Source organism: Massilia mucilaginosa (assembly GCF_011682145.1).
Classification (GTDB): Bacteria; Pseudomonadota; Gammaproteobacteria; order Burkholderiales; family Burkholderiaceae_D; genus Telluria_A; species Telluria_A mucilaginosa.
The window spans coordinates 55,516-74,284 of sequence record NZ_WHJH01000003.1; the positions used below are offsets into that span (position 1 = coordinate 55,516).

The 18,769-nt window shown below is 63.7% G+C and carries 15 protein-coding genes; 9 read left to right on the top strand and 6 right to left on the bottom strand.

What is annotated here, in order from left to right:
- Position 1: 1 nt before the first annotated feature.
- Both lysA and lptM read right to left on the bottom strand, forming a co-directional pair.
- On the bottom strand, positions 2-1,279 hold the full coding sequence (gene lysA, locus F2P45_RS04200; protein ID WP_166870805.1) for a diaminopimelate decarboxylase: 1,278 nt from the start codon (positions 1,277-1,279) through the stop codon (positions 2-4).
- 18 nt (positions 1,280-1,297) lie between these two features.
- Entirely contained in the window at positions 1,298-1,465 is a 168-nt protein-coding gene (gene lptM, locus F2P45_RS04205) for an LPS translocon maturation chaperone LptM (RefSeq protein WP_166870731.1), read from the bottom strand.
- 41 nt (positions 1,466-1,506) lie between these two features.
- Between lptM and cyaY the strand changes: the two genes are divergently transcribed.
- Positions 1,507-1,836, top strand: a complete 330-nt coding sequence (gene cyaY / locus F2P45_RS04210; RefSeq protein WP_166870807.1) for an iron donor protein CyaY — start codon at positions 1,507-1,509, stop codon at positions 1,834-1,836.
- An 83-nt stretch (positions 1,837-1,919) separates the two neighbouring features.
- Here cyaY and F2P45_RS04215 read toward each other — a convergent pair whose 3' ends face one another.
- Positions 1,920-4,262, bottom strand: coding sequence for a penicillin-binding protein 1A (locus tag F2P45_RS04215; protein WP_166870809.1), 2,343 nt, complete (start codon positions 4,260-4,262; stop codon positions 1,920-1,922).
- 352 nt (positions 4,263-4,614) lie between these two features.
- Between F2P45_RS04215 and F2P45_RS04220 the strand changes: the two genes are divergently transcribed.
- From F2P45_RS04220 to F2P45_RS04255, 8 genes are read left to right on the top strand one after another with little or no spacing between them, the layout of a single operon-like run.
- Positions 4,615-5,688 (top strand): pilus assembly protein PilM, encoded by a 1,074-nt coding sequence (locus tag F2P45_RS04220; protein ID WP_166871154.1) that lies wholly within the window; start codon positions 4,615-4,617, stop codon positions 5,686-5,688.
- Positions 5,688-6,338: a PilN domain-containing protein gene (locus F2P45_RS04225; protein ID WP_166870812.1), complete on the top strand. Its 651-nt coding sequence runs from the start codon at positions 5,688-5,690 to the stop codon at positions 6,336-6,338. The genes F2P45_RS04220 and F2P45_RS04225 overlap by 1 nt, the downstream gene beginning before the upstream one ends.
- An 18-nt stretch (positions 6,339-6,356) precedes the next feature.
- Positions 6,357-7,034, top strand: coding sequence for a type IV pilus inner membrane component PilO (locus F2P45_RS04230; protein ID WP_166870814.1), 678 nt, complete (start codon positions 6,357-6,359; stop codon positions 7,032-7,034).
- Complete coding sequence (locus F2P45_RS04235; RefSeq protein ID WP_166870816.1) at positions 7,031-7,570, top strand: pilus assembly protein PilP; 540 nt, start codon at positions 7,031-7,033, stop codon at positions 7,568-7,570. The genes F2P45_RS04230 and F2P45_RS04235 overlap by 4 nt, the downstream gene beginning before the upstream one ends.
- 47 nt (positions 7,571-7,617) lie before the next feature.
- Complete coding sequence (locus F2P45_RS04240) at positions 7,618-9,774, top strand: type IV pilus secretin PilQ (protein WP_229504922.1); 2,157 nt, start codon at positions 7,618-7,620, stop codon at positions 9,772-9,774.
- A 29-nt stretch (positions 9,775-9,803) separates the two neighbouring features.
- Complete coding sequence (locus F2P45_RS04245) at positions 9,804-11,987, top strand: Ig-like domain-containing protein (RefSeq protein WP_166870818.1); 2,184 nt, start codon at positions 9,804-9,806, stop codon at positions 11,985-11,987.
- Positions 11,988-12,016: 29 nt separating this feature from the next.
- Positions 12,017-13,666 (top strand): bifunctional shikimate kinase/3-dehydroquinate synthase AroKB, encoded by a 1,650-nt coding sequence (gene aroKB / locus F2P45_RS04250; protein WP_166871158.1) that lies wholly within the window; start codon positions 12,017-12,019, stop codon positions 13,664-13,666.
- 1 nt (position 13,667) lies between these two features.
- The gene (locus F2P45_RS04255; protein WP_166870821.1) at positions 13,668-14,804 is read left to right on the top strand and encodes a deoxyguanosinetriphosphate triphosphohydrolase; all 1,137 of its coding nucleotides are present in this window, start codon (positions 13,668-13,670) and stop codon (positions 14,802-14,804) included.
- Here F2P45_RS04255 and mutY read toward each other — a convergent pair whose 3' ends face one another.
- Genes mutY through mutM form a run of 3 tightly spaced genes read right to left on the bottom strand, consistent with a single transcriptional unit; the run spans position 14,805 to position 18,726 of the window.
- Positions 14,805-15,911, bottom strand: a complete 1,107-nt coding sequence (gene mutY / locus F2P45_RS04260; protein WP_166870823.1) for an A/G-specific adenine glycosylase — start codon at positions 15,909-15,911, stop codon at positions 14,805-14,807.
- Positions 15,908-17,842: a dynamin family protein gene (locus F2P45_RS04265; RefSeq protein WP_166870825.1), complete on the bottom strand. Its 1,935-nt coding sequence runs from the start codon at positions 17,840-17,842 to the stop codon at positions 15,908-15,910. The genes mutY and F2P45_RS04265 overlap by 4 nt, the downstream gene beginning before the upstream one ends.
- Positions 17,843-17,892: 50 nt before the next feature.
- The gene (gene mutM / locus F2P45_RS04270; protein ID WP_166870827.1) at positions 17,893-18,726 is read right to left on the bottom strand and encodes a bifunctional DNA-formamidopyrimidine glycosylase/DNA-(apurinic or apyrimidinic site) lyase; all 834 of its coding nucleotides are present in this window, start codon (positions 18,724-18,726) and stop codon (positions 17,893-17,895) included.
- Positions 18,727-18,769 lie beyond the last annotated feature (43 nt).

Genomic DNA, 18,769 nt, shown 5'->3' on the forward strand with positions numbered 1-18,769 from the left:
GTTACTTGAGCATGGATTCGAGCGCGAACAGCTCGGCCGGCTCTTCGCGCCGGCGCACCAGGTGCACCGTCTCGCCGTCGACCATGACTTCGGCGGCGCGGCCGCGCGTGTTGTAGTTCGACGCCATCGTAAAGCCATAAGCGCCGGCCTGCATGATCGCCAGCAGGTCGCCCTGCTCCACGCTCAGGCTACGCTCGCGCGCCAGCCAGTCGCCCGACTCGCACACCGGCCCGACCACGTCGTAGCTCAGCGCCGGCGCGCTGCCCGCGCGCACCTGCTGCACATCCATCCAGGCCTGGTACAGCGCCGGGCGCATCAGGTCGTTCATGGCGGCATCGACGATGCAGAAATTCTTTTCGGCGCCCGGTTTCAGGAACTCGACGCTTGTCAGCAGCACCCCGGTGTCGCCCACGATGGCGCGGCCCGGTTCGAAGATCACCTTGAGCGGCGCGCCGCCATGGCTGGCCGCGCGCCAGGCATCGATGCGCGCGAACACGCGTCCCAGGTAGTCGGCCACGGGCACCGGCGCGGTGTCGCCGGCGGCGCCGTAGTTGATGCCGATGCCGCCGCCCATGTCGAGGTGCTCGAGCACGATGCCTTCGGCGCCGAGCGCGTCGACCAGTTCGATCAGCTTGTCGAGCGCTTCGAGCAGCGGCGCGTCGTCCAGCAGCTGCGAACCGATGTGGCAATCGATGCCGACCGGGGTCAGGTGCGGCAGGGCGGCCGCAGTGCGGTAGGTGGCCAGCGCATCGTCGAAGGCCACGCCGAACTTGTTCGCTTTCAGGCCGGTGGCGATGTACGGATGGGTCTTGGCGTCCACGTTCGGATTCACGCGCAGCGACACGCGCGCCTGTTTGCCCATCGCGCCGGCCACCTCGTTCAAGCGGTGCAGCTCGGGAATCGACTCGACGTTAAAGCACAGGATGTCGTGCGACAGCGCCAGGCGCATTTCGTCGACCGTCTTGCCGACGCCCGAAAAGATCACCTTGGCCGGATCGCCGCCGGCGGCGATCACGCGCAGCAATTCGCCGCCCGAGACGATGTCGAAACCGGCGCCGCGGCGCGCCAGCAGGTCGAGGATGGCCAGGTTCGAATTGGCTTTCATCGCATAGCAGACCAGCGCATCGCGCCCGGCGCAGGCGTCGGCGAAGGCGTCGAAGTTCTCCAGCAATGCCGCTTTCGAATACACATAGGTCGGCGTGCCGAACTCCTCGGCGATGCGGGACAGGGGGGTGCTTTCGGCGTGCAGGACGCCGTCCAGATGAAAGAAATGCGGCATGGATTTAGATGGGAAGCGTTATTGGGCGGCTGGGATGGATGCAGGCGGCGGCGGTGTGACGGCGGCGGGTACGGCAGGCTTGGCGGGCGGCTTGGGCAGGTACAGCGGACCGGTCTGGCCGCAGCCTCCCAGCAAGCCAAAGACCACGGCGGCGATGCCGATATTGAGCGCGGATGAAGACTTCACGATTAGAATCACGGTTTGATTGGCAGACCCTGGAGTGTAGCATGAGCGAAAAAGAATTTTTGGACCTGGCCGAAACGACCTTGAACACGATCGAAGAAGCGATGGACCGGCTGAACGACGAGGATGTCATCGATGTCGAATGCAAGCGCAGCGGCAATGTGCTGGAGATCGAATTCATCGACAACGGCAGCAAGATCATCGTCAACAGCCAGGCGCCGATGCAGGAACTGTGGGTGGCGGCCAAGTCGGGCGGCTTCCATTACAAGCGGGTCGATGGCGCCTGGATCAACACGCGCGACGGCAGCGAGCTGTTCGCCGCGCTCTCCGAGCTGGCCAGCGCCCAGGGCGGCGCCAGGGTCACGCTGGTGTAAAACCGGACAACCGGGGTCAGACCCCAACCAGCAACACCGGGGTCTGACCCCGTCCGTCCGGTTTTACACCGGTTTCACCTGCGTCAGAACAGCTCGTTCTTGACCGCGTCCTTGACCTTTTCCTCGGCCGGCGTGCCGCGCGCGCCGATGTCGAGGCTCTGCACTCCCGTGCCGGGCGGGTTCTCGGCATAGTAATAGTCGTCGCCCGCCATCACCAGCCCCTCGGGCACGACCCGCTCCTCGTTCGGCACGCCCTTGAGCGCCTTCTGCATGAAGTTGATCCAGATCGGCAGGGCCAGCCCGCCGCCGGTTTCCTTGTTGCCCAGGTTCTTGGGCTGGTCGTAGCCGATCCAGGCGATCCCCACCAGTTTCGGCGTGTAGCCGGCGAACCAGGCGTCGATCGAATCGTTGGTGGTGCCGGTTTTACCCGACACATCGGTGCGCTTGAGCGCCAGCGCCTTGGTGGCGGTGCCGTAGCGCACCACGTCCTTGAGCATGCTGTCGACCAGGAAGGCATTGCGCGCATCGATCACCCGGTTCTCCTCATTGCCCGCCTTGTCCGGCGTGGCTTGCGACAGGATCTTGCCGTTGCTGTCGGTAACCTTCGAAATCAGGTAGGGGCTGACCCGGAAACCGCCGTTGGCGAACACCGCGTAGGCGCCGGCCAGCTGCAGCGGCGTGGTCGAGCCGGAACCGAGCGCCAGGGTCAGGTAGGGCGGGTTCTTGTCGGCCTCGAAGCCGAAACGGGTGGCGTATTCCTGGCCGTACTTGGCGCCGATCTTGTTGAGGATGCGGATCGATATCATGTTCTTCGACTTGGTCAGCCCGCGCCGCATGGTCATCGGTCCTTCGTACTTGCTGTCGTAGTTCTTCGGCTCCCAGGCCTGGCCGCCGGTCTGGCCGGCGTCGAACGAGATCGGGGCGTCGTTGATGATGGTGGCCGGCGACAGGCCGCGCTCGAGCGAGGCCGAGTAGATGAAGGGCTTGAACGAGGAACCGGGCTGGCGCCAGGCTTGCGTGACGTGGTTGAACTTGTTGCGGTTGTAGTCGAAACCGCCCACCAGCGCGCGGATCGCGCCATCGGTGGTGTCGGCCGCCACGAACGCCGATTCGATCTCCGGCATCTGCGTGACCGACCAGGCCGTCCCGCCGTCCTGGCTGATGCGGATCACCGCGCCGCGCTTGACCCGCCGGTTGGCCGGCGCCTTGGCTGACAACCAGTTCTGGGCGAACGCCAGCCCGGTACCGCTGATCTTGACTTCCTCGCCCGACGCGGTCACCGCCGTGATCCCGGTGGGCGTCGCCTGCAGCACCATGGCGGCGATGATGTCATCGCTGTCGGGATGCTCGGCCAGCTCGTTTTCGATCGCTTCGTCGGCTTCTTCCTTGGACTTGGGAATGTCGATATACGCTTCCGGACCGCGGTAGGGGTGGCGCTTCTCGTAATCCATCACGCCGCGCCGCAGGGCCAGGTAAGCCGCATCCTGGTCGGCCTTGGTGACGGTGGTAAACACGTTCAGGCCGCGCGTATAGGTTTCTTCCTTGAATTGCTCGTACACCAGCTGGCGCGCCATTTCGGCCACGTACTCGGCATGCACGCCGAACTCGCTGCTGTCGGACTTGATGCGCAGGGTTTCGGTCTTGGCCGTTTCGAACTGGGCCGGGGTGATGTAGCCCAGCATGTGCATGCGCTGCAAAATGTACTGCTGGCGCGTGCGCGCGCGTTTCGGGTTGACCACCGGGTTGTAGGCCGACGGCGCCTTGGGCAGGCCGGCCAGCATGGCCGCTTCGGCCACGGTGATGTCTTTCAGGTTCTTGCCGAAATAGATCTGGGCGGCCGAGGCGAAACCGTAGGCGCGCTGGCCCAGGTAGATCTGGTTCATGTAGACCTCGAGAATCTGGTCCTTGGTCAGGCTCTGCTCGATCTTCCAGGCCAGCAGCACTTCATACGCCTTGCGCTTGAGCGTCTGCTCGCTGGAAAGGAAGAAATTGCGCGCCACCTGCTGGGTGATGGTCGAGGCGCCCTGCTTGGCGCCGCCGGTGGCGTTGTGCAAGGCCGCGCGCAGGATGCCGGTGTAGTCGACCCCGCCGTGCTGGTAGAAGCGGTCGTCCTCGATCGCCAGCACCGCCTTCTTCATGACCTCGGGAATGTCCTTGATGTGCACCAGGTTGCGGCGCTCTTCGCCGAACTCGCCGATGAGCACATTATCGGCCGAAAAAATCCGCAAAGGCATCTTCGGGCGGTAGTCGGTCAGGGTGTCGAGCTGCGGCAGATTCGGGTACGCCATGGCCAGCGCGAAGACCACGATCAGCAAGCCCACCAGGGCCGTGCCGACCAGGCTGCCGAGGACAATTAACAACAGTCGCTTGGGCGAGCGCTTGCGCGCGGGGGAGGTGTTGCTGGCGTCCGTTTTGGAAGGGCTCATGCGGGTCGAATCTTTCGCTTTTATGGGTGCCCCTCATTATAATGCACCGCCACTGCCTGCGGCAGCCCGCCGAGTACTTGCCTTTAGGAACATTTGTACCCCTCCGACAACTGTGATGACGAGCCGTTCACAGAGTGTCGCATTCCAAGCTACAGGCATAAAATTTCAAAACAGAAATACCTTTACATGGGATCACGCTTATTGCTACGATTTAATGTACTGCCTTATGTATGGATGCTAAATGGCGGTTTTATCACAAATTCCCCGCGTCGGGCACTGTCATATTTGGTTCTGCAAGGCCCGTTTTGCAGCGTAAGCATTGATTATAGGTAGGTAAGGGAGTACGGTCTTGATGGTCAATTTAGGTTCCTTGTTCGGTCAATCCAGCCCGCCTTTGCTCGGCCTGGACATCAGCACGTCGGGCGTGCGCCTGGTGGAGCTGGTCGTGGTCGGCAAAAACGAGCTGCGTCTCGAACGCTATGCGTCCGAACCGTTCCCACGAGGGGCGGTTGTCGACGGCAATATCGAAAATATCGAGCAGGTCTCGGAGGCGGTGCGCCGCGTCTGGAAGAAAAGCGGCACCCGCGTCAAGCTGGTCGCGCTCGGCATGCCGCCGGCCTCGGTGATCACCAAAAAGATCATCCTGCCGGCCGGCATGTCGGAAGACCAGCTCGAGGTCCAGGTCGAGTCTGAAGCAAGCCAGTATATCCCCTTCGCGCTCGACGAGGTCAGCCTCGACTTCGACGTGATCGGACCGGCCGCCAATTCGGCCGACGACATCGACGTCATGCTGGCCGCCTCGCGCAAGGAAAAGGTCGAGGACCGCGTGGCGATCGCCGAAGCGGCCGGCCTGACCGCCGTGGTGATGGACATCGAATCGTACGCCGCCCGTGCCGCGCTCGAACGCGTGACTTCCCAGATGAAGGGTTCCGAAGGCCAGATCGTGGCGCTGTTCCAGATCGGCGCCCAGGTCACGCATATTTCGGTCATGCTCAACGGCGAGACCATCTATGAGCGCGAACAACCCTTCGGCGGCAACCAGCTGACCCAGGATATCGTGCGCTCGTACGGCTTGTCCTTCGACGAAGCCGACGCCAAGAAGAAAGCGGGCGACCTGCCCGACAACTTCCAGGCCGACCTGCTCGCCCCGTTCCTGGAAAACGCGGCGCTCGAAGTGACCCGCGCGATCCAGTTCTTCTACACGTCCACGCCCTACACGCGGATCGACCAGCTGTTCCTGGCCGGCGGCTGCGCGCTCATTCCCGGCCTGCTTGACATCGTGGCCAGCCGCACCAAGATTTCCAGCGCCGTGGTATCGCCCTTCAAGGGCATGTCGCTGGGTCCGTCCGTGCGCGAGCAGCAGCTGCGCAGCGAGGCTCCCGCCTATCTTGTCGCCTGCGGGCTGGCACTGCGGAGGTTTGGCTGATGATTAAAATTAACCTGCTTCCCCACCGGGAAGAAAAGCGCAAGCAAAAGAAGAGTGCCTTCGTCGCCCTGATGGCCTTGTCGGCCGTGCTCGGCGTGCTGGTCGTGATCGCCGTCGGCGGTTACAACGCGCGCCGCATCTCGATCCAGGAAGAACGCAACGGCGTGTTTACCGCGGCCATTGTCGAACTCGACAAGAAGATCGCCGAAATCGCCAACCTGAAACAGGAAATCGAAGCGCTCAAGGCACGCCAGCAGGCGGTCGAAGACTTGCAGGGCGAGCGCAACCAGCCGGTCTACCTGCTCGACGAACTGGTCCGGCAGACGCCGCAAGGGGTGTACCTCAAGTCCTTCAAGCAGGACGGCCAGCGCGTCACCGTGGGCGGCTTCGCCCAGTCGCAGGAACGGGTGGCCGAATTGCTGCGCAATATCGCCGGCAATTCGCCATGGCTCGAACGTCCCGACCTGACCGAGGTGCGCGCGGCGCAACTGGCGCAGAGTAAAACCGGCAAGAAAGTCGTCGAGTTTACGCTGAACCTGTACATCAAGCGCCAGCGCGAGAAGGAAGAAGCGCTCAAGCCGGGCCAGAAACCGGCCGCCGGCGCTACTGCCGCCACCGGCTCACCGGCTCCCGCGACAGCGGCCCCCTAGCCAGATCGGATTGAAAGAATGACTAAAGACTTCAAATCGCTGGGTGGCTCGCTCAGCTCCCAGTTCCAGAACCTGGGCGAGCGCCCGCCGGGACAGTGGCCGATCGCGCCGCGCATCCTGTGCGGCATCGCCGTCATGGCGGCGGTCGTCACGGCCGGCCACTTCCTCTACTGGAGCACCCAGTTCGAAGAGTACGACGCGCTGGCCGCCAAAGAACTGACCTTGCAGGCCGAGTACAAGACCAAGATCGCCCAGGCCATCAACCTCGACGCCCTGATCGCCCAGAAAGCCCAGGTCGACCAGTACGTCGAACGCCTGCAGAAGCAATTGCCGAGCAAGGCTGAAATGGCGGCCCTGCTGTCGGACATCAACCAGGCCGGCGTCGGCCGCGGCCTGTCGTTCGACCTGTTCAAGCCGGGCCAGGTGGTGGTGCGCGATTACTACGCCGAACTGCCGATCGATATCCGGGTGGCCGGGACTTACCATGACATCGGGGCGTTTGCCAGCGACATGGCCAACCTGCCGCGCATCGTCACGCTCAACAATATGTCGCTGTCGGCCAACAAGGATGGCGGCCTGGTGCTCGAAGCGGTCGCCAAGACCTTCCGCTACCTCGATCCCGAAGAAGCCAATGCGCAGCGCAAGATCCGCTCGGACCGCGACAAGCTGGCCAAGGGTAAAGGGGGTGCCAAATGAGCGCCAAACGCAACTGCCTCGCGCTGCTGATCGGCGCCGGCCTGCTGGCCGGCTGCGGCGACAGCGACGTCCAGGAAGTGAACCAGTGGATGGAGCAGACCAAGAAGGAAACCAAGGTCGATGTGAAGCCGCTGACCGAGCCGACCACCTTCGTCCCGTTTGCCTACAGCACCGTCGGCCAGGTTGACCCTTACGATCCGAACAAGCTGCTGGCCGAGCTGGCCCGCACCTCGGGCGCCAACAACCCGCTCAAGCCGGACGACAGCCGGCCCAAGGAAGTCCTCGAGGCGTTCCCGCTCGACACCATGTCCATGGTGGGCAGCATGAAATCGAAAGGCGTCATGTATGCGCTGGTACAGATCGACAAGACCATGTACCACGTCAAGCCAGGCGACCGGGTGGGCCAGAATTTCGGCATCATCACCGGCGTGAGCGATGAAGCAATCAGTATCAAGGAAACGGTCCAGGATGCCGGCGGCGAATGGATCGAACGTCCCACCAAGCTAGAGTTGCAGGAAAGTAAGGAGAAGAAATGATCGCACTGAGAATGAATGGCACCGCGCTGATGGGCACGGTGATCCGCATGGGCGCATTATTGGCTCTGGCCTTCGGCGCCAATAGCGCCCTGGCCCAAGAGAACGCGATCGAATCGATCACGGCCAACCAGCAGGGCTCGAACGTGGTGGTGAACGTGGCGATGAAAAACGCCCCGACCAAGCTGCCGATCGGTTTCTCGATCACCAATCCGACCCGCATCGCCCTCGATTTCGGGGCCACCGTGAATGCCACCGGCAAGACGGCCCAGGACGTGAACCTGGCCGACGTGCGCGGCATTAACGTGGTCCAGGCCGGCGCCCGTACGCGCCTGGTGCTGAACCTGAAGCGTCCGCTGAACTACGCCACCGCCATCGATGGCAAGTCGATCATCGTCACCATCGACGGTTCCGGCGGTGTGGCCCAGGCCGTCGACAGCGCCGGCCAGCCGGTCCTGAACGGCGTCTCGTCCTCCTCGGCACCGCTGCCGGTGCCGCAGGGCGCCAAGCGCCAGGTCTTGCGCGACCTCGATTTCCGCCGCGGCGCCAACGGCGAAGGCCGGGTCGTGGTCGACCTGCCGAACAGCCAGGTCGCGGTCGATGTGCGCCAGGTCGGCAACACGGTGGTGGTCGATTTCATGAAGACCGGCTTGCCGGAAACCTTGCGCCGGCGCCTCGACGTGACCGATTTCGGCACGCCGGTGTCGCAGGTCACCACGGTCACCCAGGGCGACAATGTGCGCATGACGGTGGAAGCGCGCGGCCTGTGGGAACAGACCGTGTACCAGAGCGATACCCAGCTGGTGATCGACGTCAAGCCGATCAAGGAAGACGCCAACAAGCTGACCCAGGGCACCCAGGGTTACCGCGGCGAGAAAATCTCGTTCAACTTCCAGAACGTGGAAGTGCGCGCCGCGCTGCAGGCCATCGCCGACATCTCGGGCCTGAACATCATCACCAGCGATTCGGTCAGCGGCAACCTGACCCTGCGCCTGAAAGAAGTGCCATGGGACCAGGCGCTCGACGTGGTGCTGCAAGCGAAGGGCCTGGACATGCGCAAGAACGGCTCGGTCCTGTGGATCGCCCCCAAGGATGAACTGCTGACCAAGGAAAAGCTGGAACTCGAACAGCGCGCCCAGATCGCCGATCTCGAGCCGCTCAAGTCGGAAATCTTCCAGCTCAACTACCAGAAAGCCGAAGCCTTCCGCACCGTGTTCGGCATCAACGCCGACGGCTCGGCCAAGGAGGAAGGCGACAACAGCCGCTCGCGCATCCTGTCGAAACGCGGCAGCGCCGTGATCGATCCACGCACCAACCAGCTGTTCATTACCGACATCGCCTCGAAGCTGGAAGACTTGCGCAAGCTGATCCAGAAAACCGACGTCGCCTCGAAGCAAGTGCTGATCGAAGCGCGCCTGGTGGAAGCCAATGACGGCTTCAGCCGCAACCTGGGCGCCAAAATCGGCTTTGCCGACCTGCGCACCCTGCGTGGCGGCGATTCCGGCTACGCTTACCGCGGCAACGAGCGGGTCGCCATCGGCGGCAACCTGGTCGGCATCGGCCAGGTCACCGGCCAGACCCCGGACAAGGGCGACGGCTACACCAATACCACCATGCTGAACCTGCCTGCGGCCAACATCGCCGGCAACCCGGCCGCCTCGCTGGCCGCCAGCCTGTTCTCGGCCGCCTCGAACCGTTTCCTGAACCTGGAGCTGTCGGCGCTGGAAGCGGACGGCAAGGGCAAGGTCATCTCGAGCCCGCGCGTGGTTACCGAAGACAAGAACGTGGCCGTGATCGAGCAGGGTATCGAACTGCCGTACGAAAAAGCCACCAGCAGCGGCGCCACCTCGATCGAGTGGAAAAAAGCCAACCTGCGCCTCGAAGTGACCCCGCAGATCACGCCTGACGGCAACGTCGTGCTGGAAGTGAACGTCAACAAGGATACCAAGGGCGATGAAACGCGCGCGGGCTTTGCGATCAACACCCAGCACGTCCAAACCAAGGTGATGGTCGAAAACGGCGGTACGGTCGTGCTGGGCGGAATTTACCAGCAATCCGAAACCAATAATGTGACCAAGGTGCCGTTTCTGGGCGACTTGCCGGTGCTCGGCAATCTGTTCAAGTCCACCTCGCGCCAAAGTACCAAGACCGAACTGCTGGTCTTCATCACCCCGAAAATCGTCGCAGATCGCCTGTCGACGCGCTAACACCAGAATACATTTAATCAGGAATTAACATGCTGCCCACATATTTACAACGCGCTTTTGCGAATCCGGTTCGCGTGCTGACCTGCGTCTCCATGGCCACGGCCCTGGTGGCCTGCGGCGGCGGCGGAGGCAATCCTGGCGGAACCAGCTCGGTCACGCCCGGCACCCCGACCCCGACCCCGACCCCGACTCCGACCCCGACCCCGACACCGGTGGTGCCGGCCGAGCCGAAAATGACCGTGCAGCTGGTCGACGCCGCCGGTGTTCCAATCAGCACCCTGTCGGGTGGCCAGGCTGGCCAGGTGAAAGTCACCTTGCTCGACGCCAAGGGCAATGTCGCCCCGAATGAAGTCGTGAAATTCACCACCGACGACACCTTGCTGCAGTTCACGCCAGTATCGAGCACGGCACTGACCGACGCATCGGGCGTGGCGGTCATTACCGTCAAACCGGCCAGCGTCACGGCGGCCGGCGCGGTCAACATCGCCGTTGTGGCAACTGCTGGCGGCAAAGCGGTCAATGGCGGGATCAACCTGGCCGTTGGCGCGGCCCCGCTGACGCTCGGCACGATCAAGTTTGTGCCGGAACGCAACGGCGAGATCCTGCCGGCCTTCGGCACCGCCCTGCTGCAGATTCCTATCACCACCGGCAACGTGGCAGCGACCACCGCACCGGGCCTGACCATCAATTCCCTGTGCAGCAACGACGGTACCGCCACCCTGGTGCCGGGCGCGCTGGACAAAGGCGTGCAGTCGGTCACCTACACCAACAGAGGTTGCCTGCGCGAGACCGATACCATCACCGTATCGCTCGGCAATTTCAACCAGACGGTCAAAATCAACGTGGGCAAGGCCAATATCGGCACCATCCAGTTCGTCGGTTCGGACCTGGCGAACAACGCCATCGTCCTGCGCGGCTCGGGCGGCCTGGGACGCAAGGAATCGTCGATCCTGACCTTCCGCGTGCTCGACCAGAACAGCATCGGCTTGCCTGGCGTTGACGTCACCTTCACCGCGACCACCACCACCGGCGGCCTGATCGTTCAACCGGCCAAGGCCACTTCCGACGCCACCGGCAACGTCACCACCACCGTCGCATCGGGCACGATTCCGACGCCGGTACGCGTAGTTGCCCAGGCAACGCGCAACGGCACCACCATCAGCGGCCTGTCCGACAGCCTGATCATCTCGACCGGCCTGCCGATCCAGAAATCGATGTCGCTCAGCGCAGATAGCTACAATATCGACGGCCTCGGCTACGATTCGGCCATCGCCAAGGTCACCGTCCTGATGGCCGACCAGTACGGCAATCCGATCTCGGACAACACCGCTGTCAGTTTCGTCACCGAAGGCGGCGCGATCGCCACGCCGGACGAAGGCGGTTGCAAAACCAAGGGCGGCGGTTGCACGGTCGACCTCAAGAGCCAGGCTTTCCGTCCGGTCAACGGGCGCGTCACCGTGCTGGCCTATGTCCAGGGTATTGAAGACTTTGTCGACGAAAATGGTGATGGCGTGTACAGCTGCAAACAGCCGATTCTTGCCAACAAGGACGACCCGACTCCGTACCGTCCGCTGGTCGACAGCTGCACGCCTACCACCGGCGAACGCTTCAGCGACCAGGGCGATCCGTTCCTCAATACCGGCAACCATGCAATCATCCGCGGCAACCCGGGCGGCAACACGCTTCAACGCGACAAAGACCCTGCAAAAGACCGGAAATACACCAGCTCGCTGGGCGATCTGCCGTTCCCTTACAATCGCACCGCATACAGCGTCGACGGTAACCAACAGTGGGGCTTGAACTACATCTGGCGCGAGACCGAAATCGTCTTCAGCGGCGACGAGCCAACCTTCATTCGCCAGTTCGCCAATACCGACGGCACCCTGCGCGACTGGACCGCGGCCGATGGCCCGGTCAATATCATCGCCGGTCTGAGCGGCGAGAATTGCACAAACCAGGTCGTGTATTTCCGCATCGTCGATGTTAACAACAATCCGCTTCCAAGCGGCACCACGGTCACGGCTGGCGATGCCGACAAGGTCCAGCCGCAATCCGTGTCGCCGAATGTGATCCCGGCCACCAACCGCCTCGGCGGAACCCAGCACTGGGTCAACATCAAGAAGGAAACGAACTGCGTCGGAGGTGAATTTTCAATCAAGACCACCACCCCACGCGGCAAGTCGGTGTCCTCGTTCTTGTTCAAGTCGGGTTGAAGTCGGAGAATATCTTCCTGGTAGGGCTGATGGGGGCGGGAAAAACCACCATCGGCCGTATTCTTGCCAGGAAGCTAGGTAAGCGCTTTGTCGATTCCGACCACGAGATCGAGGCCCGCACCGGTGCCACGATCCCGTGGATTTTCGAAATCGAAGGCGAGGCGAGTTTTCGTCGCCGTGAGGCCGAGGTCATCCGTGACCTGACGGCGCAGGACGGCCTCGTCCTCGCCACCGGCGGCGGGGCCGTGCTCGACCCCGCCAGCCGTGCCTATCTGAAACAACGTGGCCGCGTGGTCTACCTGCGCGCCAGCGTCAACAGCATCATGCTGCGCACCACCCACGACAAAAGCCGGCCGCTGCTGCAAACGGCCGACCCCCGCAAGAAACTCGAAGAATTGACGGCCCAGCGCGAGCCGCTGTACCGCGAGATTGCCGACCTGGTGATCGACACGGGCCGACCTAACGTACAATCGATGGTCCAAACAATTCTGACGCAACTGTCCGCGCTCGGCCCAGCCGCCGCGAGAACAGCGCGTGGGTCCAATATGCCACCATCACAAGCCTCACAAGCATCCCCAGTACCGAATACCGAACCATCCCGGATCTTCCTCAACGTCGACCTGGGCGAACGCAGCTACCCGATCACCATCGGCGCCGGCCTGCTGTCCGACCCGGCGCTGCTCGAGCGCCATATCGCCGGGCGCAAGGTCGCCATCGTGACCAATACCACGGTGGCTCCGCTGTACCTCGAGCGCGTGGCCGCGCCGCTGCGCGCCAGCGGGCGCGATGTGCTCGAAATCGTCCTGCCCGACGGCGAACAGTTCAAGAGCTGGGACAGCCTGATGACCATCTTCGACGCCCTGCTCGAACACAAGTGCGACCGCAAGACCACCATGGTGGCCCTGGGCGGCGGCGTGATCGGCGACCTGACCGGCTATGCCGCCGCCAGCTACATGCGCGGCGTGCCGTTCGTGCAGATGCCGACCACCCTGCTGTCGCAGGTCGACTCCTCGGTCGGCGGCAAGACCGGCATCAACCACCCGCTCGGCAAGAACATGATCGGCGCCTTTTACCAGCCGCGCGCCGTGCTGGCCGATACCGCCTCGCTCGACACGCTGGCCCCGCGCGAACTGTCGGCCGGCCTGGCCGAGGTGATCAAGCACGGCGCCATCATCGACGCCGCATTTTTCGACTGGATCGAAGCGAACATCGGCAAGCTGATGGCGCGCGACCCGGCCGCGCTGGCGCACGCCATTTCGCGTTCCTGCGAAATCAAGGCCGACGTGGTGCGCCAGGATGAACGCGAGGGCGGACTGCGCGCCATCCTCAACTTCGGCCACACCTTCGGCCACGCGATCGAGGCGGGCATGGGCTACGGCGCCTGGCTGCACGGTGAAGCGGTCGGCTGCGGCATGGTGATGGCGGCCGACCTGTCGCACCGTCTGGGACTGGTCGACGCGGCCACCGTGGCGCGCATGCGCGCCCTGGTCGCGGCCGCCGGCCTGCCGACCGTCGCGCCCGACCTCGGCACCGAACGCTGGCTCGAACTGATGGAAGTCGACAAGAAGAACGAAGGCGGCGCCATCAAGTTCATCCTGATGAAGCCGCTGGGCAGTCCGAGCATCACCAGCGCCCCGCGCGAGCAACTGCTGGCCACCCTGGCCGCCTGCGTCGGCTGACATGAACCCCGACGCCCACCTCGCCCCGTACGCCGTGCATTCGGAGACGGCGCGCGGCCGGCGCCATCCCGAAACCTCGCACGCCTCGCGCAGCCAGTTCCAGCGCGACCGCGACCGCATCATCCACTGCTCGGCCTTCCGCCGGCTCGAATACAAGACCCAGGTCTTCCTCAATCACGAGGGCGACATGTTCCGCACGCGCCTGACGCACAGCCTGGAAGTGGCGCAGGTCGGCCGCTCCATGGCGCGCAACCTGCGCCTGAACGAAGACCTGGTCGAAGCGCTCGCGCTGGCGCACGACCTGGGCCACACGCCGTTCGGCCATGTCGGCCAGGATGTGCTCGACGAATGCATGAAGGAGCACGGCGGCTTCGAGCACAACCTGCAAAGCCTGCGCGTGGTCGACCAACTCGAAGAGCACTACGGCGCCTTCGATGGCCTGAACCTGATGTTCGATACGCGCGAGGGCATCCTCAAGCACTGCTCGCTGGCCAACGCCAAACTGCTCGGCCCCGTGGCGCAGCGCTTCATCGACCGCACCCAGCCCTCGCTGGAAGCGCAGCTGACCAACCTGGCCGACGAAATCGCCTACAACAGCCACGATATCGACGACGGCCTGCGCTCGGGCCTGATCACGATTGCGCAGCTGGAGGAAGTCGACTTTTTCGCGCGCCGCTGGCACGATGTGCAGAAGGCGTATCCGGGCCTGTCGGGCCGGCGCGCCATTTACGAAACCCTGCGCCGCCTGATCACCGTGCTGGCCGACGATTTGATTGAAACCTCCAGCGTGCTGCTGGCCGAAGCGGCGCCGGCCGACCTTGACGCGGTGCGCGCCAGCGGCCCGCTGATCCGCTTTTCCGACCCGATGCGCAAGGATGCGACGGAGCTCAAGCGCTTCCTGCGCGCCAATCTGTACCGCCACTTCAAGGTGAACCGGATGCGCGTGAAGGCCAGCCGCATCGTGCGCGAACTGTTCGACGCCTTCATGGCCGAACCGGTGCTGCTGCCGCCCGATTATCAGTTCGCTGGCGGCGACGTCACGCGCCAGGCGCGCAAGATCGCCGACTATATCGCCGGCATGACGGACCGCTACGCGATCCGCGAACACCGGCGCATTTTCTCGCTCGAGGATTTGTAGTCAGAACAGGGAGGGCGCGCTCAGGTCGAGCAGCAGCTTCTTGACCGGCGCCGGCAGCGGAGCGCTGTCGATGCGTGCCAGGTCCCACCACAGGTAGGGCGTATTCAATGGCGCACGCTGCGACAGCGTCACCTGGAACGGCGCGATATGCAGGCGGTAGTGCGTGAACACGTGCACCAGCGGCAGCAGCGCATGAATCTCTTCAACCTCACCGAGGGCACTGGCCGCCGGCGCCACCGCGTCGATGGCCAGCACGCCGCGCACGGCATGGCCGTCCACTTCCGGCAGCGACATCAGCCCGCCCCAGATGCCCGTCTGCGCGCGCTGTTCGAGCAGCACCTGGCCGCCTTCGATGACGACCAGCAGGGCCGCCTGTTTTTCGGGGATGGTTTTCTTCGGTTTGCGCACCGGCAGTTCGGCCGTGCGGCCGGTGGCGTAGGCCACGCAGCGCTCCTGCAAGGGACAGCGTGCGCAATCGGGCTTGCTGCGCGTGCAGAGGGTCGCTCCCAGGTCCATCAAGCCTTGCGTATATGACTCGATGCCCGATTCGATGCCGTCAGCCGGCAGCAACGCTTGCGCGCGCCGCCACAAGCCATCTTCGACCGCCTTTACGCCCGGGAATTCATCGATGCCGAACACGCGCGCGAACACGCGCTTGACGTTACCGTCCAAAATGGCGGCGCGGGTGCCGCTGGAAAATGCGGAAATCGCCGCCGCCGTGGAACGCCCGATACCCGGCAAGTCGGCCAGCAGCGCCGGGTCGCTCGGGAAGATGCCGCCGTATTCGTCGAGCACGCGCTTGGCGCAGGCGTGCAGGTTGCGCGCGCGCGTGTAGTAGCCAAGGCCGCTCCACTGCGCCATCACATCCTCGGATGGCGCCGCTGCCAGGTCGTGCAGGGTAGGGAAGCGTTCCAGGAAGCGCGCATAGTACGCCAGCACCGCGGCCACCTGCGTTTGCTGCAGCATGATCTCGGACAGCCAGATGCGGTAAGCATCGCGCGTGTTCTGCCACGGCAGGGCGTGGCGTCCGTGCGACTTCTGCCAGTCGATGACGGCAGCGGAAAACGAGGGGTCTTCCAGCTGCCCGAACTCGGTCAGTCTCTTCACGCAGCCGCTTCGAATGCTTGCGCGGTGCTGCGCTGCATGGCTGTGTCCACGTTGCCCGCCAGGTCGGTCAGGCGGCCCTTGACCTTCTCCAGCGCGAACTGGCTCGCTTCGAACGATTCGATCTTCGTTTCCAGGCTGTCGGTGGCATCGTGGATGCGCTGGATCGAGGCCAGGCGGTGCTTGAGCTGGTCCTTGTGCTGGCGGATCTGCGCCTCCAGCGGCGACATGATCACCTTCAGCCACGCTTCGACATCGGCGTTGGCGGCGCGGTAGCTGCGCCGCACGCGCGAGGCGATCGAATCGAAGAAGCGCTCGATCACGGCGTCGCGGCTGGTGATGAGCAAGGTGGTGGTGCCGAACTGCTTGACGTACACCTCTTCGATGGCGTCGATCTCCTTGCGGTACTTGTCGAGCGAGAGCGTCATCGGCACCGCCAGGCTCAGGCCATGTTCGGCAGCGAATTTTCGGTACATCATTTCCATCATCTCGCTGATCTCGGCGATCTTGCGGTTCGAGATGTCCAGATTGCCGCGCGCCTGGTCGAAGAAGTGCTTGACCGGGCCGCGGATGCCGGTGGTGACGAAGCGCGACGCGGCCATCGCTTCGCGCACGGCGGCGATTTCCTTGTGCACGATGTCCATGCCGAGCGTGGTGTAGAGCTCCGTCGACAGGCGCGCGAACACGGCGCGCGTGCCCTGCAGCTTGAACAGGCTGCCGTCGAATTCCTTCTTCTCGACTTCGACGCGGCGCATCATGTGGGCGATCACGCCCTGGTTCTTGCCGCGCAGGCTTTTCAATTCCTGCAGCTGCTCGACGATGTCGCGGATGCGCGCGCCGATGGTGGCCTGCTGGGTGCCGACCACCGCGTTCAAGTCGTCCGAAAGCTGCTTGCGGATGATGTCCTGCTTGGCCGGAATGAGTTCGTTGAACAGGGCCGCTTCCAGCGCGCCGAGGCGGCTCTTCTCCAGCAGCGCCATGTCGCCGTTGATCTTGCCGACCAGGGCTTTCTGGGCCGATACCGGGAACACCTGGCGCGGTTCGAGGGCCAGCATGTGCGCCACGGTGGTCTGCTGGCGTTCGATCTCGGCGTCGTTCTCCTCCTCGGTCTTGAGCTCATCCCACATCGCGTCGATCTTGTTCATGACCACGATGCGGCCGGCGCCGGCGCCGATGTGCGTGCGCCAGACTTCGATGTCGCTCTTGGTCACGCCGGTTTCGGCGGCCAGGATGAACAGCACCGCGTGCGCGTTCGGAATCAGGTTCAGGGTCAGTTCCGGCTCGGTGCCGATCGCGTTCAGGCCAGGCGTGTCGAGGATGACCAGGCCTTGCTTGAGCAGCGGGTGAGGGAAGTTGATGATCGCATGGCGCCACAGCGAAATTTCGATCATGCCGTTGTCGTCGAGCGTGGCGGCGACGTCCGGATCGGTTTCGTCGAACAGGCCGTAGCGCTTCGCTTCCTCGACCTTGACGTGCTTGGTCATGCTGACCTGCTTGAAGGTCTCGTGCATTTCCTCGCCGGCGTCGAGCGAGAGCGGCAGCACGGTCCAGGCGGCCGGGTCGTCGCGGTAATCGCTGGTCGACAGGTTGCTGGCGCGCGTTTCGATCGGCAACAGGCGGATGCAGGGCGGGAACGCCGGGTCGTACATCAGCTCGGTCGGGCACATGGTGGTGCGCCCGGCCGCCGACGGCAGGATGCGCTGGCCGTAATCGGCAAAGAAAATCGCATTGATCAGTTCGGATTTGCCGCGCGAAAACTCCGCCACGAACGCCACCGACAGCCGGTCGTCGGCCAGGCGCGCCAGCGCGCGCGCAATGCGCTGCTCCGTTGCCGCGTCGGTCAGTTCGGCCGCATTGACCCACATCTGATACTTTTCCAGCGCCATCGCCACGTCCTGACGCCACGCGCTGTACTGCTCAAAATCTTGCACCATTATGCTCACATTGCCCTCGCGTACAGGTTCTTGCGAATCCTGCTCGATTGTCATTTTTGACAATTTACACAATAAAAAGTCGACCGCTGTCCCTGCTTGATCTGACGAATCTCTGCCCCACAGTTGCGGCAAGGCACTCCAGCACGATCATAGACGAAATATGTCTGTTGGAAATAGCCCGATTGCCCATTTACAGCAATAAAGTCACGTAAAGTGCTGCCCCCTTGCACAATAGCCTCAGACAGGATAAGGCGGATGGCCTCGGCCAGCCGCTTGTAGCGTTCGCGGCCGATGCGCGCCGCCGGCGTTTTCGGGTTGATTCCGGCCCGAAACAGGCTCTCGCACGCGTAGATATTGCCTACGCCGACGACAATATCGCCCGCCAGCAACACCTGTTTGATCGGCGCCGAGCGCTTGCGCGTCTCGCGGTACAGCAATTCGCCCGAAAAACCGTCGCCCAAAGGCTCGACGCCGAGGCCGCGCAGCAGCACATGCTGGTCGAGTTCGCCGTCATCGCCGGGATGCCACAGCACCGCCCCGAAGCGGCGCGGATCGTTCATGCGCAGCACTTGCGGGCCGGCGTCGCTGGCCACGACCAGGTCGAAATGGTCGTGTTTTTTCACTTCCGTGTCCAGCGGCAGCACGCGCAGGTGGCCGGACATGCCCAGATGAATGATCAGGGTGCCATGATCGAAGGCGATCAGCAAGTATTTACCGCGCCGCCCGGTGTGCAAAATGCGCTGCCCGGCCAGCAGTTCGGACAGGCCCGGCGGGAACGGCCAGCGCAAGCCTTCCCGGCGCGTCAGCACGTGCTCGACGAGGCGGCCGTCGATATGGGGCGCGACGCCGCGCCGGGTGACTTCTACTTCGGGCAGTTCAGGCATATGTGATCAGAAAATTCGTGTTTGTGGCGCGGCGGTCCCGTAC